Below are 23,355 nucleotides of genomic sequence, written 5' to 3'. Positions count from 1 at the left end.
GCCATGCAACGCAACATGCTGAAGTCGAAGATCCACCGCGCGGTCGTCACGCACTGCGAACTGCACTACGAAGGCTCGTGCGCGATCGACGAGAATCTGCTCGAAGCGGCGAATATCGTCGAGAACGAGCGCATCGACATCTGGAACATCAATAACGGCGAGCGTTTTTCGACCTATGCGATCAAGGGCGAGCGCGGCAGCGGCATGATCTCGCTAAACGGCTCGGCGGCGCGGCGCGCCCAACTGGGCGACCTGGTGATCATCGCGGCGTTCGCGAACGTCGACGAAGAAGAGTTGAAGGCCGGCTGGAAGCCGGATCTGGTGTTTGTCGACGAGAACAACGTGATCAAGGGCAGCCGCGATCACGTGCCCACGCAAAGCTGGAGCTAGGCGGCCCTGCGAACACGGGCAAGGCGGAAGCCGCCACGACCGGCCGCCTTCAGCCTTTCTTGCCGCTCCCGGCACCGTTCCTGTTGCCGTTTCCAGTGCCCTTGCCGCCCGCGCGTTTGTCGTCGACCCACGCGGTGATCGACTCCCACTGCTCGAGATCCTTCTCGACGCGGCTTTTCGCGACGTCCCACAGCGTCAGGCCATGTGCGGCCAGCTGCACGTAGTTCTGCGTATCGCGCAGATAGCCGAGCACGGGCAGATCGAGACCTTCCACGAAGCGGTGCAGCTGATCCGCCGACTTCGTGCGCGCATCGACCCGCATGCCCACCACGCCAATCTCGATTGCGCCTTTGCGCACGGCCTTTTCCTTCGCGAGCCGTTCGAGAAATTCCTTGGTGGCGAGAATATCGAAGATGGACGGCTGAAGCGGCACGATCACCTTGTCCGCGAGAGACAGCGCTACGTTCAGCCGGTTGCCGTGCAGTCCGGCGGGCGTGTCGATCACGGCTTGCTCGAGCCCCTTGGGCGGCTTGGCGGGCGAGTCCGGATCGACCTGCCAGGTTTCGATGGCCGGCAACGTTTCCGGACGCAGATCGAGCCATGCGTGCGCGGACTGCTGCCGGTCCAGGTCGGCGAGCGCGACCCATTGGCCTTCAGCCGCGAAATAGCCAGCCAGATTGGTCGACAGTGTGCTCTTGCCCACACCGCCCTTTGGATTCGCCACCACGATTACCGTCATGAATTCTCCCGGGAAGAGGGCTGGCTCCAGGCCAGCCGGTTTGCCGCTCGACTTCCGGCCCGCCCATGCACGCGGCGCCGCCGACGTGGTCCATACGCTGGCGAGCCGCGCGGGCCGATTGTTCTAGCCGTTGATAATATCGGCAAAACCCGTCAGGCCGAAGTCCCTATGCCCTTGAGGGATGCTTCCCGCCCTTTTTTTGCGAGTACCAACGACATGAGCAAACTGCGCAGCGATTACACGATCGACCGTCTTCACGAACGCCAGAAGGGCTCGCTGCCCGCGCTGCTGGGCGTGCGCGCGACGGCTCTCGAAGAAGGCACGCTGACGGCCGAACTGACCGTGCGCAGCGACCTGCTAGCGCCGAACGGCTATCTGCACGCAGCGACGATCGTGGCGCTCGCCGACACCGCCTGCGGCTACGCATGCCTCGCGCACCTGCCCGATAACGCCGTCAATTTCACGACGATCGAGCTGAAGAGCAACTTTCTCGGCACATCGAGGGAGGGGACGATCGGCGCGGTCGCCAAAGCCGTGCATCTGGGACGCAGCACGCAGGTCTGGGACGCGACCGTCACCGGGCCGGACGGCAAGACGATGGCGCTCTTCCGCTGCACGCAGATCGTGCTGTACTGAAGCGCCTGCACGAAGCGGCCGGCGGCCGGCGGACGTTCGCCCAAGCCGCGCCGGGATGCCGCGGCGCCCATACGGAGAAGCTGGCCGGATATGACGATTTACGACAAATCGGGCGGTCCGGGGTCGCTAACGGACGCGTATGATCGGGCGCGCCACTGGCGTTCCCGCAGATCATCCGTTATCACCGCAGCATGTCTCCAGCATCCGACTTCCAGGCCGCATTCGAGGCCCACCTTGCGAGCCGCCTCGACGAGGCCGAACGCGGCTATCGCGACACCCTCGAACACCACCCGCATCACGTCGATGCGCTGCATCTGCTGGGCGTCGTGCTGTCGGCGCGAGACGCATGGATCGAAGCCGAAGCGCTGATTCGCCGGGCAATCGCGCTGAAAGACGATCCGCACTTTTACGCCAATCTCGCCGATCTGCTGGTGCGCCGCCGACGGACGCAGGAAGCCGAAGCGGCCTGCCGCCACGCCATCGCGATCGATGCAAACTGCAGCCTCGCGCATTTCCATCTGGCTGAAGCGCTAAAGGATTCGCGCGCCGAAGAAGCCGAAGCCGCCTATCGCCGCGCGGCCGAACTCGATCCCAGGCTGCTTGCTGCACGCAATAACCTCGGGACGCTGCTGATGAGCCAGAACCGCCTGGCCGAGGCCATAGCCGTGTTTCGCGGCGCGCTCGACATCGACGGCACCTACATCCACGCGCTGTACAACCTCGGCATGGCGCTGTTGCGCAGCGTCCGGCTTGACGAAGCGCAAGCGCTATTCCGGCGGGCGCTCGCCGTGCAACCCGATCATCGCGACGCGCTGCACAATCTGGCGACGGCGCTCAAGCTCGCCGGCCGCTACGGCGAAGCCGAGACCCTGTATCGGCAGACGCTCGCGCTCGCGCCGGACTTCGCTGATGCCCGTTTCAATCTCGGCGTTCTGCTGCTGACCCAAGGCCGGTTCGAGGAAGGCTGGTCGCACGCCGAAGCACGCTACGCGCCGCAGCGCCGCCCGAAGGACGTCCCGCCGCCCGCCGACACGCCGATGTGGCAAGGCGAATCGCTAGAAGGCAAATCGCTCGTGCTGTGGCACGAACAGGGCTATGGCGACTGCGTGCAGTTTGCGCGCTACGCCCCGCTTCTGAAGGCGCTCGGCGTGCGTCATCTGACGCTGATGTGCCCTGCGCCGCTGAAACCGCTGATCGAAACGATCGAAGGCGTCGACGACGTCAAGACCCACAGCGGTGAAGTCGGGCGGCACGATTACTGGACTTACCCGCTGAGCCTGCCGCTGCGCTTTCGCACGACACTCGACACCATTCCCGCCGCGCTGCCTTATCTGCATGCGTTGCCGGCGCGGGTCGAGCGCTGGCGCGAACATCTGACGACACCCGACGCGCCGGGGCTCAAAGTCGGCCTCGTCTGGAAGGGCTTCGCCGAAAACCAGCACGACGCGACCCGCTCCCTTCCCGGCCTCGCGCCGCTCGCGCCGTTATGGGCTGTGCCCGGCGTGTCGTTCTTCAGTTTGCAGAAAGGCCAGGGCGAACAGGAGGCCGCTGCGCCGCCCGCCCGTCAGCCGATCGTCCATCTCGGCGCGGCCATCGAGGATTTCGCCGACACGGCCGCCATCATCGCGCAGCTGGATCTGCTGATTTCCGTCGACACGGCCGCCGCGCACGTCGCGGGCGCGCTTGGCAAGCCGTGCTGGCTGATGCTGCCGCGCGACTGGACCGATTGGCGCTGGCTGCTCGAGCGGGACGATTCGCCGTGGTATCCGCGCGTGATGCGCCTGTTCAGGCAGTCGGACACGCGCGACTGGAGCGATGTGGCCGAACGGATGGCCGATGCGTTGCGGCGCTGGCGCGCCTGAAGTACACGAGGCTGTCGGGGGAGACGGCTTCCATCAGCAGTCAATGGTCCTGGCCCGCCGGCATCGCACAAGCGGGCGACTCAAGCCGCCTTGCGAGCGGGCGTCAGCTGCGCAGCCTTGGCACCGACGGCATACAGCCCATTACCCAGCAGCGACTGCACGACGAGTGTGACGGCCCAGAACGCCGGATACTCCCAGCCGCCGTGCGGCGAAGCGAAACCCCAGCCGTTCGGCAGATGCACGGACATCGCGCCGAGCATGAACGGCAGCAGCACGAGCGCGACCCAGCGCACCTGCACGCCGAGCAGCAGCGCAATGCCGCCCGCCAGTTCGACGAACGCCGTCAGGTAGCCAAGCCAGCCGGGAAAACCGATCGACTGAAAAAACTGCGCCGTGCCCGGCAGCGTGAAAACGAAGATTTTCTGCAGGCTGTGCGCGAGATACAGCACGCCCAGCGCGACGCGCAGGATCGTCGCGGCAAGCTCGGCTTTGGGGCTGGTGGTCGGATTCATGTCGGTTCCTCGATTGAACGGGTTGGACGGCGCGGAATGCACCGTCGATGGAACGGACTTTATTCGAACCTCGGCGGGGGAAAAATCGTCCTATCGGCTTAGATTGATTCCAGTTGAGAAGGAATCAGCCGACAGCCGCCCACAGGCGCGCCAGCTCCAGATGCTCGGCGAGCGTGTCGGCCAGACGTTCCAGCGACGCTTCGCGCAACGCCGGATAGTCGATCGGCTCGGCCTGCGCGAGGCCCGCCCACGCGAGCAGCGCGGCGCACGCGGCCGGTGTGTCGAACAGGCCGTGGACGTAGGTCGCGAGAATCTGGCCGTCGGCGGAACGGGCGCCGTCGGGGGCGCGTGCGGCCGCCCGCGTCGTCGAGCAGCAGCGCGGGCGCGTCGAGCGCAGGGCCGCGCGTTTCCCCCATGTGAATCTCATAACCGGTGACGTCCGCCACGGCGTCGGCCGCCAGGCGTCCCGTCACGTTCTTCAGCGTCTTGTCGCGCGTCAGCGTCGTCGACAAGTCGAGCCAGCCCAGCCCGGCGACCGTCGCGGGCGGCCCTTCGACGCCGTACGGGTCAGCCACTTCGCGCCCGAGCATCTGCATGCCGCCGCAAATGCCGATCACGCGCCCGCCATAACGCAGATGACGCCGCAACACGGCATCCCAGCCTTGCGCACGCAGGAACGCGAGATCGCCCTGCACGTTCTTCGATCCCGGCAAGATGATCAGATCGGCGGCGGGCGGCACGCTGCCCGCGCGCACGTAATGAAAGTCGACTTGCGGGTGCGTGCGCAGCGCGTCGAAATCGGTGTGATTGCTGATGTGCGGCAACACGGGCACGACGACGCGCAGCACGTCCGAATCGCTCGCGCCGTTCGCATGCTTCGCGCGCAGTTCGCGCGGCAGCATGTCTTCAGCGTCGAGCGTGAGGCCGTGCAGATACGGCACGACGCCGAGCACCGGCTTGCCCGTTTTCGCTTCGAGCCAGTCGAGCCCTGGTTTCAGCAGGCTGATGTCGCCGCGAAAGCGGTTGATGACGAAGCCGCGCACGCGCGCCTGCTCGCTCGCCGACAGGCACGCGAGCGTGCCCGTCAGATGCGCGAACACGCCGCCGCGATCGATATCGGCGACGAGCACGACGGGACAATCGACGGCTTCGGCGAAACCCATGTTCGCGATGTCGCGATCGCGCAGGTTGACCTCGGCGGGACTGCCCGCGCCCTCGACGAAGATCGTGTCGTACGACGCTTGCAGGCGCGCATACGACTCGAGCACCGCCTCGAACGCGACAGGCTTGTAGTCGTGATACGCGCGGGCATCGAGATTCATGCGCGCCTTGCCGTGGATGATCACTTGCGCGCCGCGGTCGCTGGTCGGTTTGAGCAGCACGGGGTTCAGATCGGTGTGCGCGTCGATGCCGGCAGCCACGGCCTGCAATGCCTGCGCGCGCCCAATCTCGCCGCCGTCGACGGTGACCGCGCTGTTGAGCGCCATGTTCTGCGGCTTGAACGGCGCGACGCGCGCGCCCGCGCGACGTGCAAGGCGGCACAGTCCGGCGACCAGCGTGCTCTTGCCCGCGTCGGACGTCGTGCCCTGAATCATCAGCGTGCCGTGCGGCACGTCGGCCAATTCGGGCGATACGGGAGGGAAGGCTGACACGTTCGGCAACGGATCGAAGGAGAAGCCCGCATTATCCCATCGCACTTCTGCTTGCGCGCTGTCGTCATGACCTTGTCGGTACAATCACGCGATGATTTCCCGCGATCTCACCTTCGTCCTTGGCGGCGCGCGCTCGGGCAAGAGCCTGCACGCCGAACAACTCGCGAGCGCAAGCGCGTTGCCCGTCACGTATATCGCGACCGCGCACATCGGCGACGACGAATTCGCCGCGCGCGTCGCGCATCATCGCGAGCGGCGGCCCGCGCACTGGGCGCTCGTCGAAGCGCCGCTCGATCTGCCGCAGGCGCTTGCGTCCATCGACGCGCCCGCGCATTGCATCCTGATCGACTGCCTGACGCTGTGGCTCGCGAACCTGCTGTGTCCCGCCGACGGCTCGCCGGCGCTTGACGACTATGCCGACCGCTTTGCAGCACTCGAAACGACGCTCGCGCAGGCGCGCGCGAAGATCATCGTCGTGAGCAACGAGATCGGCCTGGGCGTCGTGCCGCTCGGCGCGGCCACGCGACTTTACCTCGACGAACTCGGACGACTCAATCAACGCGTCGCGGCCATCAGCACGCAAGCGACGATGATGGTCGCGGGCTTGCCGTTGCAGCTGAAACCGGCGAGCCGCGCATGATGCTGCTGTCCTTGCCCCTCGTCGCGACACTTGCCACAGCGGCCGTCGCCGTCGACCGATGGTTCGGCGAGCCGCGCCGCGCGCATCCCCTCGTCGGCTTCGGCCGACTCGCGACGCAGATCGAAGGCGCCTTGAACACCGGGCGGCGCGGCCGGCTGCTCGGCATCGCCGCATGGCTGCTCGCCGTCGCGCCGCCCGTGGCGATCGCGACATGGCTCGTGCTGGCGCTGCCGTTCATCTGGGCGTGCGCGCTGCACGTCGCGCTGCTCGCGCTCGCGCGCGCAGTCTGCACGATCACATCGAGCCGATCGGCCGCGCGCTTGCGAAGCGCGATCTCGCGCAGGCGCGCGTGCTGACGGCGCGCATCGTCTCGCGAGAAACCTCGCATGCCGACGAAAGCGCGCTATCGCGCGCGGCCGTCGAATCGGCGCTGGAAAACGGCAACGATGCCATCTTCGGCGCGCTGTTCTGGTTCGCGATCTTCGGCGGGCCCGGCGCCCTCGCGTTCCGTCTCGCCAATACGCTCGACGCGATGTGGGGTTATCGCACGCCGCGCTATCTGCGTTTCGGCTGTGCGGCCGCACGCTTCGACGACGCGCTCAACTACGTGCCCGCGCGTCTGACGGCGCTCGGCTACGCGCTGCTCGGCGACACGCGCACCGCGCTGCAATGCTGGCGCGAACAGGCGCCGCGCTGGGACAGCCCGAACGCGGGCCCCGTGATGGCGTCGGGCGCGGGCAGTCTCAACGTGCTGCTCGGCGGCGCCGCGGTCTATCACGGCGTGATAGAACAGCGCCCGACGCTCGGCGCGGGGCATACGGCCAGCGCGCGGCACGTCGAAGCGGCGCTGATGCTGGTCGAGCGGACGATCATCCTGTGGCTCGCCGTGTTCATCGCGCTTGCACTGTTGAGCGTGCCGTTCCAGAGCTAGCCGGCCATCGTCATGACGCACACCAACACTGCGCACAGCATCCAGCACGGCGGCAATCTGCACGAAGCGGCGCGCCGCTACGCGATCCCGTATGAAGCGTGGCTCGATCTGTCGACGGGCATCAATCCGCACGGCTACCCCGTTCCGCCCGTTCCCGCCGACGCCTGGCGGCGTCTGCCCGACAACGGCGACGGCTTTGCCGAACGCGCCGCGCGCTACTACGGCGCGCCCGATGCCGCGCACGTGTTGCCCGTCGCCGGGAGCCAGGCAGCCATCCGCGCGCTGCCCGTTGCGCTCGAACGCGGCACGGTGGGCATCGCGCCGCTCACGTATGGCGAGTACGCGCCCGCGTTTGCGCGCGCGGGACATCGTGTGACGACGCTCGACATCGCGTGCGCCGCGTTGCCCGACGACCTGCTGCATGCCGTCGTCGTCAATCCCAACAATCCGACCGCGCAGCATCTGGACGCATCGACGCTGCTGCATTGGCATGCCACGTTGTGCGAACGCGGCGGCACGCTGATCGTCGACGAAGCGTTTGCCGATGCGATGCCGTCGGCGTCGCTTGCCGCGCACGTCGATTGCGAGGGACTCGTCGTGCTGCGCTCACCTGGCAAGTTCTTCGGTCTAGCCGGCGGGCGGGCGGGCTTCGTGCTCGCGAGCCCGCGCCTGCTCGCGACGCTCGACGAAGCGTTGGGCGCGTGGACCGTCAGCGGCCCCGCGCGGCACGCCGTCAGCGCTGCGTTCGCCGACGTGGCATGGCAGGAGGCCATGCGCGCGCGGCTCGTGCAAGAAGGCGCGCGGCTCGCCGCCCTGCTGGGCGCGCAGGGTTTCGCGGTCCGCTCGACACCGCTTTTCGCATGGATTGCCGACCCACGCGCCGCGCATCTGCACGAAGCGCTCGCGAAACAAGGCATCTGGACGCGCTTTTTCACCGAGCCCGCAAGCGTGCGCTTCGGCCTGCCCGCAACGGAAAGCGACTGGACGCGTCTCGAATCGTGTCTGCGCCACGCCATGACGGAACGATAGAACCGATGCGACTGACACGACGGCTACGCACACTGGGCGCCGCCTGCACGCTCGCCGCGACATGGCACGCGCACGCGGCGATCACCGTCGACGACGACAACGCCACCGCCGTCACGCTCGCGCAACCCGCGCAGCGCGTGATCAGCCTTGCGCCGCACGTGACGGAGATGATCTACGCGGCAGGCGCCGGCGCGAAACTCGTCGGCGCGGTGACGTACAGCGACTATCCGCCCGAAGCGAAACAGGTGCCGCGCGTCGGCGACAACAAGTCGCTCGATCTCGAACGTATCGCTGCGTTGAAGCCGGATCTGATCGTCGTGTGGCGGCATGGCAATGCGCAGCAGCAGCTCGATCGTCTGCGCGAATTGCACATTCCGCTCTATGTCAGCGAGCCGCGTCGCCTCGACGATATCGCCGCGACGCTGACGAAGCTCGGCACGCTGCTCGGCACCTCGCCCGCCGCCGACGCCGCCGCGCGCGCGTACCGTCAGGCCATCGCGAAGCTGCGCGCGCGCTATGCGGCGCAGCCGTCCGTCAGCGTGTTCTACCAGGTATGGGACGACCCGTTGATGACGCTCAACGGCGAGCACTTGATCAGCGACGTGATCGCGCTATGCGGCGGGCGCAATGTGTTCGCGAAGCTGCAGCCGCTCGTGCCGACGGTATCGACGGAAGCCGTGCTCGCCGCGAACCCCGAAGCGATCGTCACGGCCGCACCCGGCGCGACAACACCCGACCGGCCGCTGCCTTCGCTCGACAAGTGGAAGGCGTGGCCCGGCATGACGGCTGTCGCGCGCGGCAACCTGTTCGCAATCGACGGCGATCTGATCAACCGGCCCGCGCCGCGCATTGCGCAAGGCGCGGCGCAGTTGTGCGCAGACCTCGACGCCGCGCGTTCGCGCCGCCGTTAAAACCGGTCACGCGTTCCAGCGCACCAGCGACCATTGCTGGCTCACGTCGTCGCGACGCAGCCACACGCAGCCCGACATGTCGATCGACCATTTCAGGCAGCGTTCGACGGGCACGCCGAGCACCGTCGCCGCGATCACGCGCATCACGCCCGCGTGCGTGACGACATAGGCAGGCGTCAGCTCGCGTGTCTGCTCGAACACGTCGAACCATGCGCGCACCCGGCTCACGAACTGTTCGACGCTTTCGCCGCCATGCTCGCGCGCGTGTTCGAAATTCTCCGCCCATGCATCGATCGACGCGCGATCGATGCCGTCCCAGCGCTTCAACTCCCACGTGCCGAAGTTCATTTCCTTCAGGCTGTCGTCGATGCTGGCCGCGCAGCCGAAGTTCGCGGCCAGCGCGGCCGCGACGCTCGCGCAGCGCGTAAGCGGACTCGACAGCAGCACGCGCGGCGCGGGCACCTGCAATGTCGCGAGACGCACCGCGAGGGCCGCCGCGGATGCTTCCGGCGCGTCCGCCAGCGCCACGTCGCTCTGGCCATAACAGACACCCGCTTCGACCGCGACAGCCGGATGACGAATCAATACGATATCCATGCGAGTCCCACGAGGTAGATGGCCAGTTCAAAAATCTGCTGTGCGAAGCCGAGACAGTCGCCCGTATAGCCGCCGATGCGTCTGACGAAATAGCGTCCCAGCAAGAAGCGCAACGCGGCCAGCACCACGAGCGTGATGCAGCCGGCGCGCCACTGCGGCCAGAAAAGCCACGGGATACCCAGTACGATAGCGCAGCACAACGCATTGCGTGACATGCGCTGCGCGACGGGCTTCGCCTTGCCTTCGTCGCGCACGTAGTCGAGCGTGACGAGATAGCTGATCGCGCAGGCGCGGCTCGCGGCGTGCGCGGCAATCATCAGCCACGCAGCGCGTAGCGGCGGCAAGACGGCGAGCGTTTGCCACTTCAACGCGAGCGCCATCATCAACGCGATCGCGCCGAATGCGCCGATGCGCGAGTCGTGCATGATGCGCAGCGTGTCTTCGCGCGTGTAGGCGCCGCCGAATGCATCGACGCAATCGGCAAGGCCGTCTTCGTGGAATGCGCCCGTGATGAGCAGCGTCGTCGCCATCGACAGCAACACCGCGACGCCCGCCGGAAAGATGCGCAGCGCCGCCATGTATACGATGGCGCCCGCCGCGCCGACCAGTGCGCCAACCAATGGAAAGTAACGCGCCGCCGCGCTCAGATAATGCGGTTCGTAGCCGACCCAGCGCGGCACGGGAACGCGCGTGAAGTAGCCGAGCGCCGTGAAGAAGTAACGCAGTTCGTTCATCGCTGTACGTTCGATAGGTCGGTAGCGGGCAGGCGCAAAGCGTCAGGCATCGCGTTGCGAAACGCCCGCCGATTCGAAGCTCGCCATCTCGTCGACGAACGCAACGGCTGCGCGCAGCAGTGGCACAGCAAGCGCCGCGCCCGTGCCTTCGCCAAGCCGCAAGTCGAGTGCCAGCAGCGGCACCGCGCCGAAGTGATCGAGCATGCGCCTGTGGCCTGCCTCGTTCGATGCATGCGCGAACACGCAATAATCGCGCACGGCAGGCGACAACGCATCGGCGACCAGCAGCGCGGCGGTCGCGATGAAGCCGTCCACGAGGATCGTCATGCGCGCCTGCGCCGCCCCGAGATACGCGCCTGCCATCATCGCGATCTCGAAGCCGCCGAAGGTCGCGAGCACCTCGAGCGGATCATTCGATGCCGGATGATGCGCGAGCGCCGCCGCCAGCACGTTGCGCTTCTTCGCGAGGCCCGCGTCGTCAAGACCCGTGCCGCGCCCGACGCAGTCGTCGATGGGCACGCCGCACAGCCGGCTCATCAGGCATGCCGCCGACGATGTATTCGCGATACCCATTTCGCCGAAGCCGATCACGTTGGTGCCGAGCGCCGCGTGATGGCGCACGCGCTGCGCGCCCGCGCGCAACGCGGCGAGCGCTTCGTCGCGGGTCATCGCGGGCTCCTGCGCGAAATTGCGCGTGCCTTTGCCAAGCGCAATATCGACGAGCTTTTCGTGCGGCGCGAAGTCATGCGCGACGCCCGCGTTCACGACTTCGAGTTCGACCCCGGCGACGCGGCTGAACGCGTTGATCGCCGCGCCGCCCGCCAGAAAGTTCAGCACCATTTGCGCCGTCACGGCCTGCGGATACGGACTCACGCCCGCGTTCGCGATACCGTGATCGGCGGCGAAGACGATCATCGCGGGCCGCGTGATGGTGGGTTTCGTCGTGCGCTGGATCATGCCCATCTGACGCGCGAGCGTCTCGAGTTGGCCCAGACTGCCAGGCGGCTTGGTCTTCAGGTCGATGATCCGTTGCAGGTCGGCGCGCAGCGTCTGTTCGAGCGGCTTCACATCGAACAGCTCGGACAGGGAAAGCGAAGTGGTCATGTTCGTTCAGGAGTGGAGAGTTTAGTTTTGCGCCGACGATCGAAACGCCGGGATCAGCGCTTCATCGTCGCCATCGCGGATCAGCACGAGCGGATAGCCGAATGCGCGGCTCGCGAGTTCCGGCGTCAAGACATCGCGCACAGGTCCTGCATGCGCAATACCGTTGCCTTCGAGCAGCAGTGCATGCGTCGCGAAACGGCGCGCGAGATTCAGATCGTGGCACGAGAACAGCACACTGCGCGTGCCGCCTCGCGTCCATGCATGCAACGCTTCGAGGCAATCGATCTGATGATGCAGATCGAGATGCGCGAGCGGCTCGTCGAGCAACAGCAGCGGCGCGTCCTGGCACAGCACGCCCGCGAGCGCGACGCGCTGCCGCTCGCCGCCCGACAGCGACAGCACGTCGCGCGAGGCGAAGTCGGCGAGTCCAAGCGAGGCGAGCGCCGCATGCGCGGCCGCGCGGTCCTCGTCGCGCTCCCAGCCCCAACCCGCCAGATGCGGGAAGCGGTTCAGCAGCACCACGTCCAGCACGCTCGCGCTGAACGCATCGTGCGAGGCTTGCGGCATCCACGCGCGACGCCGCGCGAGACGCGCGAGCGGCCAGTCGCTCACGCGCGCGCCATCGAGTTCGACGTGTCCCTGCGCGGGACGCAGCAGGCCCGCGAGCGTCGACATCAGCGTCGTCTTGCCCGCGCCGTTCGGCCCGGCGATGCACCAAAGCTCGCCCGGACCGAACGTTTGCGTGAACGCGTCGAGCAACGTGCGCGCGCCGGCGCGCAGCGTCAATTGCTGCGCATGCAGCGCGATTTGTGCGTGCGTGTGTGCGCTCATGTGGCCGTTCATGCGCGCCTCCTTCGCAGCAGCATCCACAGAAACACAGGCACGCCGATCAGCGCAGTGATCACGCCGACGGGCAATTGCGCGGGCGCGACGACCGTGCGCGCGAGCAGATCGGCGCCCATCACGGCCACGCCGCCGCCAAGCGCCGCGGCGGGCAGCAGCATCCGCTGATCGTTACCGAACGCGAGCCGCAGCATGTGCGGCACGACGAGCCCGACGAAGCCGATCGTGCCGCCCGTCGTCACGGCGGCGGCCGCTGCCAGCGACGCGACCAGATAAACGCGCAGCCGTGCGCGCATGACGGGAACACCGAGTGCCTGCGCCGCCGCGTCGCCGCGCAACAGCACGTTCAGTTGCGGCGCGATGGGCACGATGGCGGTCAGCGCCGCGCAGAGTGCGCCGAGCGCGAGCCACGGCATGCCGCCGCCGTTGAGATCGCCTGTCAGCCAGAACAGCATGCCGCGCAGGCGGCTGTCGGGGGCGACGGTCAGCAGCAGCGTGATGATGGCGCCCCACCCCGCCGCGATCACGGCGCCCGTCAACAGAAGACGCGGCGAGGCGTCCTGCGGCTCGCCGCGCCACAGCGCGCCGCGCGCGAGACCGAGCACCAGCACGATCGACACGAATGCGCCCGCGAACGCCGATGCATCGACGATCCACCACGCGCAGCCCGCGATCATCGCCAGCAGCGCGAAACTCGCTGCGCCGCCCGATACGCCGAGCACGTATGGCTCGGCCAGCGGGTTGCGCAGCAACACCTGCAGCAGCGCGCCTGCGAGCGCAAGCAGCGCGCCGCAGCCGAAGCCCGCCAGTGCGCGCGGCAGGCGCAGCGTGCGAACGATCTGCTCGGCGAGATCGGCGGAGGTGTCGTGGGACGGCAGCAACGCGTCCAACACGCGCAGCGGCGCGATGCTCACGCTGCCCAGCGCCAGCGACGCGACGAAGACGACGAGCGCGGCCGCACCGAGCGCCGCCCAGATCGCGAGCGCGCGCTTCGCGCTCATGCCTTGCGCGAGCGGCACCCGCGGACGTTGTGCGAAGCCGTTCATCGCGCGTTACAGCTGCTGCCAGCCGAGCGTGAGATAGGCGCCGCGCCGCGGCGTGTTGTACGTGTAGGCGAGTTCATAGTCCTTGTCGAACAGGTTCTGGATTTGCGCGGCCACGTACCATGCCTTCGTGATGTTGTAGCGCGCCGACAGACTCACGATGCCATATCCGCCGAGCGGCGCGCCGCTGTCGTCGCGCTCGCCGCTCAGGAGCCACTCGCCGCCCACGCGCCATTTGCCGACGGACCGGTTCGCGGTGAACGACGCAAAGCGGCGCGCGCGCCGGTTCAGCTCGGTGTGCGTGTCTTCGTCGACGGGATTCTGGAACGTCACCGCCGCGCGCACGTCCGTCTTGCCGACGTGACCCGCCCACGACCCTTCGATGCCCTGCACTTTCGCATGCCCCACGTTCTGTGCGACATAGATGCCGGGCGTGGTCTGCACGTAGTCGATCAGGTTCGTGTAGCGCGTCTGGAAAGCGGTGAGCTTCAGGAGACCCAATGCATCGGATGCGTATTGCAGCGCGGCTTCGACGGAGTGACTTTGCTCTGGCTGGATCAGCGGATTGCCGCTGCTCGGGTAGTACAGATCATTGAAGCTCGGCGCGCGAAACGCATCGGACCAGCTTGCAGTCACCTTCCAGTGTTCGTCGAAGTCGTAGCCATAGCCCAGATAGTAACTGTTGGCCCCGCCGAAATCCGAGTACTGGTCCCGCCGCACGTTCGCCTGGATCTGACTGCCGCCGAGGCGCCCCGTGTAGCCCGCAAACGCCGAATTCACGTGACGATCGGGCGCGCTGTACTGGTTCGAGTCGAGCGTCTGGTCCAGATGCTCGTAGCCGAGCTGCAGCTTGTGATCGCGTGCGATCGTGAAATCGTTCTGCCACGTGTATTGACGGTTGTCCGAATCGTAGCGATACAGATAGTCGCCATTGAGCGCCGTGTTGCTGCGATCGTTGCCCGCCGCGACGACCAAGCGCGTGGTCCACGCATCGGTGAGCTTGCCGTTCGCGAACACCGAGGCCGTCTGCACCTTGCTGTGCAGATTGTTGAGATTGGTGGGCAGACCGAACGGATCGTCGAAGCTGTCGGTGCCGTTCGACTGGAAATAGCGCACGCCGACGTCCCACGCGTCGGTCAGCTTGTGGCGCAGCGACGCGCTCACACTCTCGTTGAAGTAGCCGTTTGCATTGGGATTGACGCTCGCGAGCGCGGGGTCGATCGACGAGAAGCCGTCCGTCTTCGCGCGTGCGAGCGTGATGCTGAAGGTCGTGCGGCCGTCCTTGTCGAGCGCGCCGTCGACACCCGCCGCCTGGCGCTGCGTGTGATAGCTGCCGTACTCCACGTCGAAGTGAAAACGCGGCGGATGATTGCCGCCGTTCCTCGTGAACACTTGCACGACGCCGCCGATCGCGCCCGAGCCGTACAGCGCCGACACATTGCCGTTCACGACTTCGACATGATCGATCTGGTCGAGCGGAATCTGTTCGAGCTGTGCGTTGCCCTGGCTCACCGAGTCGACGCGCACGCCGTCGATCAGCACCAGCGACTGCGTCGCCGATGCGCCTCGCAGGAACAGACTCGAGGTCGCGCCCGGGCCGCCGTTGCGCACGATCTGCGCGCCCGGTGCTAACTGCAGCAGGCCGGGCAGATCGCGCGCGGTGGTGTCGGCAATGTCCTGTGCGTCGAAGAGCGTGGTCTGCGCAATGGCATCGGCGAGACGCTGCGCGCGACGGTCGGCCGTCACGACAATAGGCGACAGCACGGACGCGCTGGCCGGCGCGTCTACGTCAGACGGGAGCATGTCCGATCGCTGCGCGGATGTGGCGGATAGGCCCTGAGGGCCGGCTTCGTGAGCGGCTTCGTGAGCGGCCTCATGAGCGGCCTCATGAGCGGCCTCATGAGCGGTCGACTGGGCATGAGCGGCAAGCGGCATCGCGCTGGCAGCGTACGCAAGGACGCCCAGCGCGGCGAGCGGGGCGCGGGCGTAATCAATCAAATGCGCAGAGAAATACGCGGAGAAACGCGCGGCAAAACGCGCAGTCGGACGCGTGGCATGCATCGGGATGAGCATCGAGAAAGTCCTGTGGGCCTGTGCGCGGCCCGCTCCTCGTGGGCCGATGCCTGTCAAGGAGCGACGCGCTCCAGGCCTCCGGCCGGTATCCGGGCTGACGACTGGCCGACCCGCCTTCCCGCGCATGACGCACAGTGGCTTGCCGCACGACGTTCGACACCTTGGCTCGATGCGTGCATGAGTCGACCTGCAGAAACTGCGGTCGTTGTACCGTTGCGAGGACAGCGCAGGTTGGCTCGTCCGGGCGGACTTCGCTCCCTGCTTCCCGTTTAACTGCGCGCGGCGCGATACCGCGCGCGGGCACCTGAGTGGGCGCCAGTGTAGAAGTGGCGGATGCACGCGTCAAGAAACGCGGCACATCGCATGCATCCCGAACATCGGACTGTTGAAAAAGCCCCTTTTTTAGGGGCGAAAATGCGTGCCACGCGGGCACGCACCTGGATATTGCGGAATTAAGGCGCTAATGTTACGTCTCGAAACGAGACAAATGTCCGAGCGTGCGACATTCCGCGCTAGAATGCCATGTCTTTAGAGGACGCAGCACATGCTCACCGAACTCGAAACACTGTCACAGAACATTGGCCGGCTGATCGAGATCAGCCAGCGCTATAACGAAGCTCGCCTCGCGCTCGAAGAACAGCTCGCACAAGCGCGCGCCGAATGCGAGTCGACCCGCGCAGAACTCGAACAGGCCCGTGAAGAACGCAACGCATTGCAGGCGGAGCGCGATGCGCTGTCTGCGAAGATCGACGACGCCCAGGTGCGTCTGAACGCGATCCTCGAGAAATTGCCGCGCGCCCGCGCTCACGAGCCTGACAATCAACTCGATCTCCTCGCGCCCGAGCAGCACGCGCAGGCCAATCACGACGCGAACAACGACGCGACCCGCCACGGAGAAAATGCATGACCACGAAGCAGATCGAAGTGTCGATCCTCGGCCAGCCCTATCGCCTCGCGTGCTCGCCGGAAACGGAAGCCGCGCTGCTCGAAGCGGTGGCGCGCGTGGACGCCGAGATGACGAAGATCCGTGCCAGCAGCAACGTACGCGGTCAGGACCGCATCGCCGTGATGGCGGCGCTGTCGCTGGCATCGGAACTGCTTAGGCTGCAAGCCAGCGTGCGACACGGAGAATCATTTCCCGCCGAAGAAATCCGGCGTACAATGCACCAGATGAATGAGCAGCTGGGCACTGTGATTCAACAGTACAGCGTGCAGTAAAAAAATTCTGACGGGCTTGATTGCATTGCGGTCAGGTTCATGTGGTAGATGTAGAGCAAACGTTTTTCAGCTTCCCTGCCTGGTTCGCCAAGGTCATATATTCCTTGAACCAATGCTATATGCACGGTTGCGGAAATTTGTAGCACGGGCGTGCGCGTCACTCAGTCTGATGTACCCGAAGTGCTGCTAACTGCGACCAATTCTGAACCTCAGGTTCAGGATGCCGGCCTAGCGGCTAAGGCGGGGACCCATACGAACGGCATCGGACTTATCCGATGCCGTTTTTCTTTGCGTGCACGGTTGTCGCACAGCACTGCTCGACGAATCATTCCCACACTTCACGTTCAATCGACTCATGCGCTACTGGCTGATGAAGTCCGAACCGGACGAAGCGAGCATCGACGATCTCGCGAATGCGCCGCAGCGCACGCTACCGTGGACAGGCGTGCGCAATTATCAGGCGCGTAACTTCATGCGCGACATCATGAAGATCGGCGACGGCGTGCTGTTCTATCACTCGAGCTGCCCTGAGCCGGGCATCGCAGGCATCGCCGAGGTGTGCTCGACGCCCTATCCCGACCCAACGCAGTTCGATTCGAAGAGCCCGTACTACGACGCGAAGTCGTCGCAGGAAACGCCGCGCTGGACGCTCGTCGATGTCGTGTTCAAGAAGAAGATCGCGCTGATACCGCTCGCCGAATTGCGCGAACACCCCGAACTCGCCGACATGCGCGTGCTCGCCAAGGGCAACCGCCTGTCGATCACGCCCGTCACGCAAGCCGAGTGGACATTCATCACGAAGCAGTTGGCCAAGCCCGCCGCGTGAGCGCGCGGATGAAAGCGTGAACGCTTGCCGTCGCGTCGCCCACTGCCCAGAACGTGAAGCGCGAAAAGCAAAACTCAAGCGCGATGCGGAGCAATTCGAAGCAACAATTCGAAGCAACACTCAGGGAACCAGTCGACGCTTTCAGACGCCTAACTGCGCGTCGCAAGCGTCATGCCATGCGCGCCGAAGCGAGGTCTTCGGCGGCGGCGTTTCGCTGACGCATGCGCGCACAACCTCAAGCAAGGAGTCGAACAATGACGAAACCATCCGCGCTCGTGTGGGCGCTCGCCGGCGCATGCGCGGCGCCGCTCGCTCTCGCATTCACGGCATCCGCGGCCCAGGCCCAGACCGTCGTGCAGCAGTACCAGCCCGCGGGCGTCCTGTCGCTGAACGCGCAAGCTAGCAAAGAAGTGCCGCAGGATGTCGTCGACATCACGCTGTTCTATGAACAGGAAGCAAACGACCCGTCGTCGCTGACGGGCACGCTGAACCAGCATGCCGACCAGGCGCTGCAAAAGGCCAAAGGCGCCGCAGGGGTGACGGCGCGCACAGGTTCGTTCTCGATCTATCCGTCGACGGATCGCGACGGGCGCATTTCCGCGTGGCGCGGCCGCACGGAAGTCGTGCTGGAGTCGCACGACTTCGCGGCGGCGTCGAAGCTCGCCGGGCAACTGTCGTCGATCATGCAGGTCGGCAACGTGCAGTTCTCACTGTCGCCGGAAGCGCAGCGTGCCGCCGAACAGAAGCTGACGGGCGATGCCATCGCTTCATTCAAGCAGCAGGCCAGTTCAGCCGCGCAGGCGTTCGGCTACAGCGGCTACACGATCCGCGAGGTGAATGTCGGACACGGCGGCATCGTATCGCCGCGTCCGGTGATGATGATGAGCATGCGCTCCGACGTCAGCGCGAAGGCAGCCGCTCCCGTGCCCGTCGAAGGCGGCACGTCGACGGTGACGGTCAACGTGACGGGGTCGGTGCAAATGAAGTGAAGCGTGCGCGGACCGTCGCGCACGCACCAGCAAAAACGCCACGGCATGCCGTGGCGTTTTTCATTCGTGCGCAAGCGCGCGTCAACTGGCCTTGACGGCGCCCGTCGCTTCGCGGCCGCTGCGCCGGTATGCCCACAGCAACATCGCGATGCCCGCGAGGATCATCGGCAGCGACAGCCACTGACCCATCGACAGGCCGAGCGCCAGCAAGCCGAGAAAGTCATCGGGCTCGCGCGCGAATTCGACGGTGAAGCGCGCGAGGCCATAGCCGATCAGGAATACCGCCGACGTCGCGCCGACGGGCCGCGGTTTGCGCGAGAAGAACCACAGTACGAGGAACAGCACGACGCCTTCGAGCGCGATCTCGTAAAGTTGCGACGGATGGCGCGGCAGCATGTGATATTGCGCGAACACGTCGGCGAGGTGCCATTGCGCGGCCTGCGCGGGGTGCGCGGCGAGCCAGCCGGCGTCTTCGCTCGCGGCGCCCGGGAACAGCATCGCCCAGGGTGCATCCGGCGACGTCACGCGGCCCCAAAGCTCCCCGTTGATGAAGTTGCCCAGACGCCCTGCCGCGAGACCCGTCGGCACCATCGGTGCGACGAAGTCCGTCACCTGCAGCCAGGTCCGCTTGCGCTGCCACGCGAACAGCACCATCGCGAACGTCACGCCGAGAAAGCCGCCGTGAAACGACATGCCGCCTTCCCAGACCTTGAACACGTCGAGGGGATGCGCGAAGTACCAGCTCGCCTTGTAGAACAGCACGTAGCCGAGGCGTCCGCCGAGAATCGTGCCGAGCACGCCGTAGAACAGCATGTCGTCGATGTCCTTCGGGGTCCAGCCTTGCGCGGCGACGTGCGGCAGACGCAGGCGCAAACGGCCCACGACGATCGCCATCACGAAGGCGACAAGGTACATCAGGCCGTACCAGCGGACGGCGAGCGGCCCCAGATGAATGGCTACGGGGTCGAAATTCGGGTGGATGTGCATCGTATCGTTGGAGGGTTCGGTGATCGGAAAACCAGGCGAAAAATTCAGCGGACAATTCCGCGACAACGGCAGCGAACCGGCAAGGGGCGGCAAACGCGGCAGAACGCGGCAAAGCCCCGCAAAACCGCGAAAGCCCGGCATGGCGCGCGGTCATACGCGGTCATATGCGGTCGTCAGGCCCAAGCGCATTGGACGCGCCGTGACGCGATCGGTTCGCTCGATGGCGGCGCACTGCCCCGCGCATGCGGGCGCCGTCAGCCTGCAAGCGCGGCCGCGTGTGTCCGCACGATGTCGATGAAGCCCGCCAGCACCGGGCTCACGTCGGCCGTGCGCCACACGAGCCCGGTGACGACAACGGGCACGGCCTCGCGCAACGGACGATAGACGACGCCCGTGCGCCGCAGGTTACGCAACGATTGCGGCACCAGCGCGACACCCATGCCCGCGGACACGAGGCTCACGATCGTTTGCATCTGGATCGCCTCCTGGCCGATGCGCGGCGTGAGCCCTGCCGCGCCGTAGCAATCCATAATGATGTCATAAAAGGCCGGCGCGAGACGCCGCGGGAAAACGACCAACGGCGCGTCGCCCGTTTGCGCGAGGCTCAGCGGCGTATCGCGCCATTCTTCGAGGCCGGCCGCATTGCCTTCCGCATCGGCCTCGATACCCGCCGCCATCTCCGTCGACATCGCGATGACCAGCGGCTCACGCGCGAGCGGCAGCCACGAAACCCGCGCCGCGTAGCGCGGCGGCAGCGGCCCGATGACGAGGCCGGCATCGATGCGCCCCGCCGCCAGTTCTTCGATCTGCACGTCGCTGGTCGCTTCGAGCAGTTCGAGCCGCACACGCGGATGACGCGCGCCGAACTCGCGCAATAACGGCGGCAACAGCCCGTAGTCCGCCGTCGACACGAACGCCAGCGACAGCACGCCCGCCTCGCCGCGCGCGAGACTCTGCGCGAGCGGTCGCAACCCTTCCGCGCTCGCGAGCAGCCGCCGCACCTCCGGCAGCAGGTCGGCGCCGACCGGCGTCAGCTCGACGGTGCGCCGCGTGCGCGCGAACAGCTCGACACCCAACGTGTCTTCCAGCGCGCGGATTGCCTGCGACAGCGGAGGCTGCGTCATCGACAGCCGCGCCGCCGCGCGCCCGAAGTGCTTTTCTTCGGCGACGGCCACGAAATAACGCAACTGACGCAGATCCGGGTGCACAGGCAGGCTCATTGATACATTTTACGACCTAATAAGCGCCAAATAATATATTGGACAGTGTTTTGCAGAAACCGCATTCTTGGCCGACGTGCCCGACCTAGACTACAGAACTGCGCTGGCACTGCCGCGAGCCGTCGTGCCGAAAGCCCGAAAGCCCGAAAGCGGAAAGCGCAAAGCGAGCCGTCGGCCCGATCAAGACAACTGGATGGAGTTCCCCATGCCGTACAACCGTCGTTCGAAGAACATCACGCAAGGCGTCGCGCGCTCGCCGAACCGCTCGATGTATTACGCGCTCGGCTATCAGAAGGACGACTTCGACAAGCCGATGATCGGCATCGCCAACGGCCACTCGACGATCACGCCCTGCAACGCCGGCCTGCAACCGCTCGCCGACGCCGCCGTCGAGGCCATCCGCCGCGCCGACGCGAATCCGCAGACCTTCGGCACGCCCACCATTTCGGATGGCATGTCGATGGGCACGGAGGGCATGAAGTACTCGCTGGTCTCGCGCGAAGTGATCGCCGACTGCATCGAAACATGCGTGCAAGGCCAGTGGATGGACGGCGTCGTCGTGATCGGCGGCTGCGACAAGAACATGCCGGGCGGCATGATCGGCCTCGCGCGGATGAACGTGCCGGGGATTTACGTGTACGGCGGCACGATCAGGCCGGGCCACTGGAAAGGCGTCGATCTGACCATCGTGTCGTCGTTCGAAGCCGTGGGCGAGTTCACGGCGGGGCGCATGTCGAAGGAGGACTTCGAAGGCGTCGAGCAGAATGCCTGCCCGACCACGGGCTCGTGCGGCGGCATGTACACGGCCAATACGATGAGCTCGTCGTTCGAGGCGCTCGGCATGTCGCTGCTGTATTCGTCGACGATGGCGAACCCCGATCAGGAAAAGGTGGACTCGGCGGCGGAGTCGGCGCGCGTGCTGGTCGAAGCCGTCAAGAAGGATCTGAAGCCGCGCGACATCATCACGAAGAAATCGATCGAGAACGCCGTCGCGCTCATCATGGCGACGGGCGGCTCGACCAACGCCGTGCTGCACTACCTCGCGATCGCGCACGCCGCGGAAGTGGACTGGACTATCGAGGACTTCGAGCGCATGCGCAAGAAGGTGCCCGTGATCTGCGACATGAAGCCGTCGGGCAAATACGTGGCGACCGATCTGCACAAGGCGGGCGGCATTCCGCAAGTGTTGAAGCTGCTGCTCGACGCGGGGCTGCTGCACGGCGACTGCATGACGATCACGGGCAGGACGATCGCCGAAGAACTGAAGGACGTGCCGTCGAAGCCGCGCGCCGACCAGCAGGTGATCTACCCGATCGACAAGGCGCTCTATAGCGAAGGCCATCTCGCGATCCTCAAAGGCAATCTCGCCGAAGACGGCGCCGTCGCGAAGATCACCGGTCTGAAGAACCCCGTCATCACGGGCCCCGCCCGCGTGTTCGACGACGAGCAAAGCGCGATGGACGCGATCCTCGCCGACAAGATCAAGGCGGGCGATGTCGTCGTGCTGCGCTATCTCGGACCGCAAGGCGGCCCCGGCATGCCGGAAATGCTCGCGCCGACTTCGGCGATCATCGGCAAGGGACTCGGCGAATCCGTCGGCCTCATCACTGATGGCCGCTTCTCGGGCGGCACGTGGGGGATGGTGGTCGGCCACGTCGCGCCGGAAGCGTTCGTCGGCGGCACGATCGCGCTCGTGCAGGACGGCGACTCGATCACGATCGACGCCCATAAGCTGCTGCTGCAACTGAACGTCGACGACGCCGAACTGCAGCGCCGCCGCGGCGCGTGGAAGCAGCCCGCGCCCCGCTATACGCGCGGCGTGCTGGCGAAGTTCGCGGCGCTCGTGAAGCCCGCCAACAAGGGCGCCGTCACGGGCTGACGCGCCCGGGCCGCGCGCGCGTGATGCGACGCAGCACGTGAGCTGAAGCTGGTATCGAGTTGATCGTCAGCAATGGGATGGCAACGCTTCGACGCACGAAGGGGCACACGGATCGCCGTGTGCCCCTTTGCTCTTATAATGCGTCCACCACGAGCCGGGCAGAGTAGCCGGCGGAGACCATAATGAAATCGAAGTCGTATGCGGCATTCCTGCTGGCAAGCACTTTGGCATTCACAAGCGCAGCGCGCGCGGAATCCGCCCAGGGCCTCGCGCTCGCGCAGAAAGAGAACTGCATGAGCTGCCATTCGGTGACGCGGCAGTTCATGGGGCCGTCGCTACGCGATGTCGCCGCGAAGTACGCGTCGCGCAGCGACGCCGCGCATTACCTCGCGGGCAAGATTCTCGAAGGCAGCGCCGGCGTCTGGGGCCCCGTGCCGATGCCCGCTAATACGCAGCTCACACCGGACGAGGCGATGTCGCTGGCAAGCTGGATCTTGACGCTCAAGTAACGCCACCCGGGGCGACAGACCCGACGCTGCT

General features: G+C 66.2%; 22 protein-coding genes, 1 other RNA gene, 2 pseudogenes and 1 riboswitch. Of the genes and pseudogenes, 14 read left to right on the top strand and 11 right to left on the bottom strand.

Features of this window, described 5'->3' with window-relative positions; genetic code table 11:
- Nucleotides 1–3 precede the first annotated feature (3 nt).
- Entirely contained in the window at nt 4–390 is a 387-nt protein-coding gene (panD, locus tag H3V53_RS07135; RefSeq protein ID WP_007588587.1) for an aspartate 1-decarboxylase, read from the top strand.
- Between the two features lie 49 nt (nt 391–439).
- Here panD and H3V53_RS07130 read toward each other — a convergent pair whose 3' ends face one another.
- Nucleotides 440–1,129: a ParA family protein gene (locus H3V53_RS07130; protein WP_336597351.1), complete on the bottom strand. Its 690-nt coding sequence runs from the start codon at nt 1,127–1,129 to the stop codon at nt 440–442.
- Between the two features lie 216 nt (nt 1,130–1,345).
- On the opposite strand from H3V53_RS07130, the gene H3V53_RS07125 reads away from it, so the two are divergent.
- Together H3V53_RS07125 and H3V53_RS07120 are read left to right on the top strand one after the other, a co-directional pair.
- On the top strand, nt 1,346–1,765 hold the full coding sequence (locus H3V53_RS07125; protein WP_336597350.1) for a PaaI family thioesterase: 420 nt from the start codon (nt 1,346–1,348) through the stop codon (nt 1,763–1,765).
- Between the two features lie 191 nt (nt 1,766–1,956).
- Complete coding sequence (locus H3V53_RS07120) at nt 1,957–3,627, top strand: tetratricopeptide repeat protein (protein WP_336597349.1); 1,671 nt, start codon at nt 1,957–1,959, stop codon at nt 3,625–3,627.
- Nucleotides 3,628–3,707: 80 nt separating this feature from the next.
- Here the strand turns inward: H3V53_RS07120 and H3V53_RS07115 are convergent, their stop codons facing one another.
- Together H3V53_RS07115 and H3V53_RS07110 are read right to left on the bottom strand one after the other, a co-directional pair.
- Nucleotides 3,708–4,139, bottom strand: coding sequence for a DoxX family membrane protein (locus H3V53_RS07115; RefSeq protein ID WP_054919629.1), 432 nt, complete (start codon nt 4,137–4,139; stop codon nt 3,708–3,710).
- 124 nt (nt 4,140–4,263) lie between these two features.
- Nucleotides 4,264–5,734 (bottom strand): annotated as a pseudogene (locus tag H3V53_RS07110) (cobyric acid synthase).
- Nucleotides 5,735–5,882: 148 nt separating this feature from the next.
- Between H3V53_RS07110 and cobU the strand changes: the two are divergent.
- The 4 genes and pseudogenes from cobU (at nt 5,883) to H3V53_RS07090 (ending at nt 9,302) form a co-directional block, all read left to right on the top strand.
- The gene (gene cobU / locus H3V53_RS07105; RefSeq protein ID WP_336597348.1) at nt 5,883–6,431 is read left to right on the top strand and encodes a bifunctional adenosylcobinamide kinase/adenosylcobinamide-phosphate guanylyltransferase; all 549 of its coding nucleotides are present in this window, start codon (nt 5,883–5,885) and stop codon (nt 6,429–6,431) included.
- Nucleotides 6,428–7,362: pseudogene (locus H3V53_RS07100) on the top strand (CobD/CbiB family cobalamin biosynthesis protein). Before cobU ends, H3V53_RS07100 begins: the two are co-directional and overlap by 4 nt.
- Before the next feature lie 12 nt (nt 7,363–7,374).
- Nucleotides 7,375–8,391, top strand: coding sequence for a threonine-phosphate decarboxylase CobD (gene cobD / locus H3V53_RS07095; RefSeq protein ID WP_336597347.1), 1,017 nt, complete (start codon nt 7,375–7,377; stop codon nt 8,389–8,391).
- Nucleotides 8,392–8,396: 5 nt separating this feature from the next.
- Nucleotides 8,397–9,302, top strand: coding sequence for a cobalamin-binding protein (locus H3V53_RS07090; protein WP_336597346.1), 906 nt, complete (start codon nt 8,397–8,399; stop codon nt 9,300–9,302).
- A 6-nt stretch (nt 9,303–9,308) separates the two neighbouring features.
- Here the strand turns inward: H3V53_RS07090 and cobC are convergent, their stop codons facing one another.
- From cobC to H3V53_RS07060, 6 genes are read right to left on the bottom strand one after another with little or no spacing between them, the layout of a single operon-like run.
- On the bottom strand, nt 9,309–9,899 hold the full coding sequence (gene cobC, locus H3V53_RS07085) for an alpha-ribazole phosphatase (protein ID WP_054919619.1): 591 nt from the start codon (nt 9,897–9,899) through the stop codon (nt 9,309–9,311).
- Nucleotides 9,884–10,633: an adenosylcobinamide-GDP ribazoletransferase gene (locus H3V53_RS07080; protein WP_336597345.1), complete on the bottom strand. Its 750-nt coding sequence runs from the start codon at nt 10,631–10,633 to the stop codon at nt 9,884–9,886. Before H3V53_RS07080 ends, cobC begins: the two co-directional genes overlap by 16 nt.
- Before the next feature lie 42 nt (nt 10,634–10,675).
- Nucleotides 10,676–11,737: a nicotinate-nucleotide--dimethylbenzimidazole phosphoribosyltransferase gene (gene cobT / locus H3V53_RS07075; protein ID WP_336597344.1), complete on the bottom strand. Its 1,062-nt coding sequence runs from the start codon at nt 11,735–11,737 to the stop codon at nt 10,676–10,678.
- Between the two features lie 21 nt (nt 11,738–11,758).
- On the bottom strand, nt 11,759–12,580 hold the full coding sequence (locus tag H3V53_RS07070) for an ABC transporter ATP-binding protein (protein WP_336597343.1): 822 nt from the start codon (nt 12,578–12,580) through the stop codon (nt 11,759–11,761).
- Nucleotides 12,577–13,626, bottom strand: a complete 1,050-nt coding sequence (locus H3V53_RS07065; RefSeq protein WP_336597342.1) for a FecCD family ABC transporter permease — start codon at nt 13,624–13,626, stop codon at nt 12,577–12,579. The genes H3V53_RS07070 and H3V53_RS07065 overlap by 4 nt, the downstream gene beginning before the upstream one ends.
- Before the next feature lie 6 nt (nt 13,627–13,632).
- Nucleotides 13,633–15,426 (bottom strand): TonB-dependent receptor domain-containing protein, encoded by a 1,794-nt coding sequence (locus tag H3V53_RS07060; RefSeq protein WP_336597341.1) that lies wholly within the window; start codon nt 15,424–15,426, stop codon nt 13,633–13,635.
- 333 nt (nt 15,427–15,759) lie between these two features.
- Nucleotides 15,760–16,019, bottom strand: a riboswitch (cobalamin riboswitch).
- 221 nt (nt 16,020–16,240) lie between these two features.
- Here H3V53_RS07060 and H3V53_RS07055 point away from each other — a divergent pair.
- From H3V53_RS07055 to H3V53_RS07035, 5 genes are all read left to right on the top strand, one after another.
- Nucleotides 16,241–16,603 (top strand): hypothetical protein, encoded by a 363-nt coding sequence (locus H3V53_RS07055; RefSeq protein WP_054919608.1) that lies wholly within the window; start codon nt 16,241–16,243, stop codon nt 16,601–16,603.
- Nucleotides 16,600–16,914, top strand: a complete 315-nt coding sequence (locus H3V53_RS07050) for a cell division protein ZapA (RefSeq protein WP_054919607.1) — start codon at nt 16,600–16,602, stop codon at nt 16,912–16,914. Before H3V53_RS07055 ends, H3V53_RS07050 begins: the two co-directional genes overlap by 4 nt.
- A gap of 69 nt (nt 16,915–16,983) precedes the next feature.
- Nucleotides 16,984–17,165: non-coding RNA, 6S RNA (gene ssrS / locus H3V53_RS07045), on the top strand.
- 104 nt (nt 17,166–17,269) lie between these two features.
- Nucleotides 17,270–17,740, top strand: a complete 471-nt coding sequence (locus H3V53_RS07040; RefSeq protein ID WP_054919605.1) for an EVE domain-containing protein — start codon at nt 17,270–17,272, stop codon at nt 17,738–17,740.
- Nucleotides 17,741–17,994: 254 nt separating this feature from the next.
- Nucleotides 17,995–18,729, top strand: coding sequence for an SIMPL domain-containing protein (locus tag H3V53_RS07035; protein WP_336597340.1), 735 nt, complete (start codon nt 17,995–17,997; stop codon nt 18,727–18,729).
- Between the two features lie 81 nt (nt 18,730–18,810).
- Here H3V53_RS07035 and lgt read toward each other — a convergent pair whose 3' ends face one another.
- Nucleotides 18,811–19,716: a prolipoprotein diacylglyceryl transferase gene (lgt, locus tag H3V53_RS07030; protein WP_054919602.1), complete on the bottom strand. Its 906-nt coding sequence runs from the start codon at nt 19,714–19,716 to the stop codon at nt 18,811–18,813.
- Nucleotides 19,717–19,970: 254 nt separating this feature from the next.
- Nucleotides 19,971–20,936, bottom strand: coding sequence for a LysR family transcriptional regulator (locus tag H3V53_RS07025; RefSeq protein WP_336597339.1), 966 nt, complete (start codon nt 20,934–20,936; stop codon nt 19,971–19,973).
- A 205-nt stretch (nt 20,937–21,141) separates the two neighbouring features.
- On the opposite strand from H3V53_RS07025, the gene ilvD reads away from it, so the two are divergent.
- Nucleotides 21,142–22,815, top strand: coding sequence for a dihydroxy-acid dehydratase (gene ilvD / locus H3V53_RS07020; RefSeq protein WP_054919595.1), 1,674 nt, complete (start codon nt 21,142–21,144; stop codon nt 22,813–22,815).
- 182 nt (nt 22,816–22,997) lie between these two features.
- Nucleotides 22,998–23,324 (top strand): c-type cytochrome, encoded by a 327-nt coding sequence (locus H3V53_RS07015; protein WP_336597338.1) that lies wholly within the window; start codon nt 22,998–23,000, stop codon nt 23,322–23,324.
- Nucleotides 23,325–23,355: the final 31 nt, after the last annotated feature.

Origin of the sequence: Paraburkholderia bengalensis (assembly GCF_037126505.1) — a bacterium.
In the GTDB taxonomy this organism is placed as follows: domain Bacteria; phylum Pseudomonadota; class Gammaproteobacteria; order Burkholderiales; family Burkholderiaceae; genus Paraburkholderia; species Paraburkholderia bengalensis.
Note: the sequence above shows the minus strand (reverse complement) of the source record. Positions and strands in the feature narration are given on the sequence as shown.

Excerpts from the sequence above, each read along its gene's own strand:
- panD (WP_007588587.1), top strand. The coding sequence starts at position 4 with ATGCAACGCAACATGCTGAAGTCGAAGATCCACCGCGCGGTCGTCACG.
- H3V53_RS07130 (WP_336597351.1), bottom strand. The coding sequence starts at position 1,129 with ATGACGGTAATCGTGGTGGCGAATCCAAAGGGCGGTGTGGGCAAGAGC.
- H3V53_RS07125 (WP_336597350.1), top strand. The coding sequence starts at position 1,346 with ATGAGCAAACTGCGCAGCGATTACACGATCGACCGTCTTCACGAACGC.
- H3V53_RS07120 (WP_336597349.1), top strand. The coding sequence starts at position 1,957 with ATGTCTCCAGCATCCGACTTCCAGGCCGCATTCGAGGCCCACCTTGCG.
- H3V53_RS07115 (WP_054919629.1), bottom strand. The coding sequence starts at position 4,139 with ATGAATCCGACCACCAGCCCCAAAGCCGAGCTTGCCGCGACGATCCTG.
- cobU (WP_336597348.1), top strand. The coding sequence starts at position 5,883 with ATGATTTCCCGCGATCTCACCTTCGTCCTTGGCGGCGCGCGCTCGGGC.
- cobD (WP_336597347.1), top strand. The coding sequence starts at position 7,375 with ATGACGCACACCAACACTGCGCACAGCATCCAGCACGGCGGCAATCTG.
- H3V53_RS07090 (WP_336597346.1), top strand. The coding sequence starts at position 8,397 with ATGCGACTGACACGACGGCTACGCACACTGGGCGCCGCCTGCACGCTC.
- cobC (WP_054919619.1), bottom strand. The coding sequence starts at position 9,899 with ATGGATATCGTATTGATTCGTCATCCGGCTGTCGCGGTCGAAGCGGGT.
- H3V53_RS07080 (WP_336597345.1), bottom strand. The coding sequence starts at position 10,633 with ATGAACGAACTGCGTTACTTCTTCACGGCGCTCGGCTACTTCACGCGC.
- cobT (WP_336597344.1), bottom strand. The coding sequence starts at position 11,737 with ATGACCACTTCGCTTTCCCTGTCCGAGCTGTTCGATGTGAAGCCGCTC.
- H3V53_RS07070 (WP_336597343.1), bottom strand. The coding sequence starts at position 12,580 with ATGAACGGCCACATGAGCGCACACACGCACGCACAAATCGCGCTGCAT.
- H3V53_RS07065 (WP_336597342.1), bottom strand. The coding sequence starts at position 13,626 with ATGAACGGCTTCGCACAACGTCCGCGGGTGCCGCTCGCGCAAGGCATG.
- H3V53_RS07060 (WP_336597341.1), bottom strand. The coding sequence starts at position 15,426 with ATGCTCCCGTCTGACGTAGACGCGCCGGCCAGCGCGTCCGTGCTGTCG.
- H3V53_RS07055 (WP_054919608.1), top strand. The coding sequence starts at position 16,241 with ATGCTCACCGAACTCGAAACACTGTCACAGAACATTGGCCGGCTGATC.
- H3V53_RS07050 (WP_054919607.1), top strand. The coding sequence starts at position 16,600 with ATGACCACGAAGCAGATCGAAGTGTCGATCCTCGGCCAGCCCTATCGC.
- H3V53_RS07040 (WP_054919605.1), top strand. The coding sequence starts at position 17,270 with ATGCGCTACTGGCTGATGAAGTCCGAACCGGACGAAGCGAGCATCGAC.
- H3V53_RS07035 (WP_336597340.1), top strand. The coding sequence starts at position 17,995 with ATGACGAAACCATCCGCGCTCGTGTGGGCGCTCGCCGGCGCATGCGCG.
- lgt (WP_054919602.1), bottom strand. The coding sequence starts at position 19,716 with ATGCACATCCACCCGAATTTCGACCCCGTAGCCATTCATCTGGGGCCG.
- H3V53_RS07025 (WP_336597339.1), bottom strand. The coding sequence starts at position 20,936 with ATGAGCCTGCCTGTGCACCCGGATCTGCGTCAGTTGCGTTATTTCGTG.
- ilvD (WP_054919595.1), top strand. The coding sequence starts at position 21,142 with ATGCCGTACAACCGTCGTTCGAAGAACATCACGCAAGGCGTCGCGCGC.
- H3V53_RS07015 (WP_336597338.1), top strand. The coding sequence starts at position 22,998 with ATGAAATCGAAGTCGTATGCGGCATTCCTGCTGGCAAGCACTTTGGCA.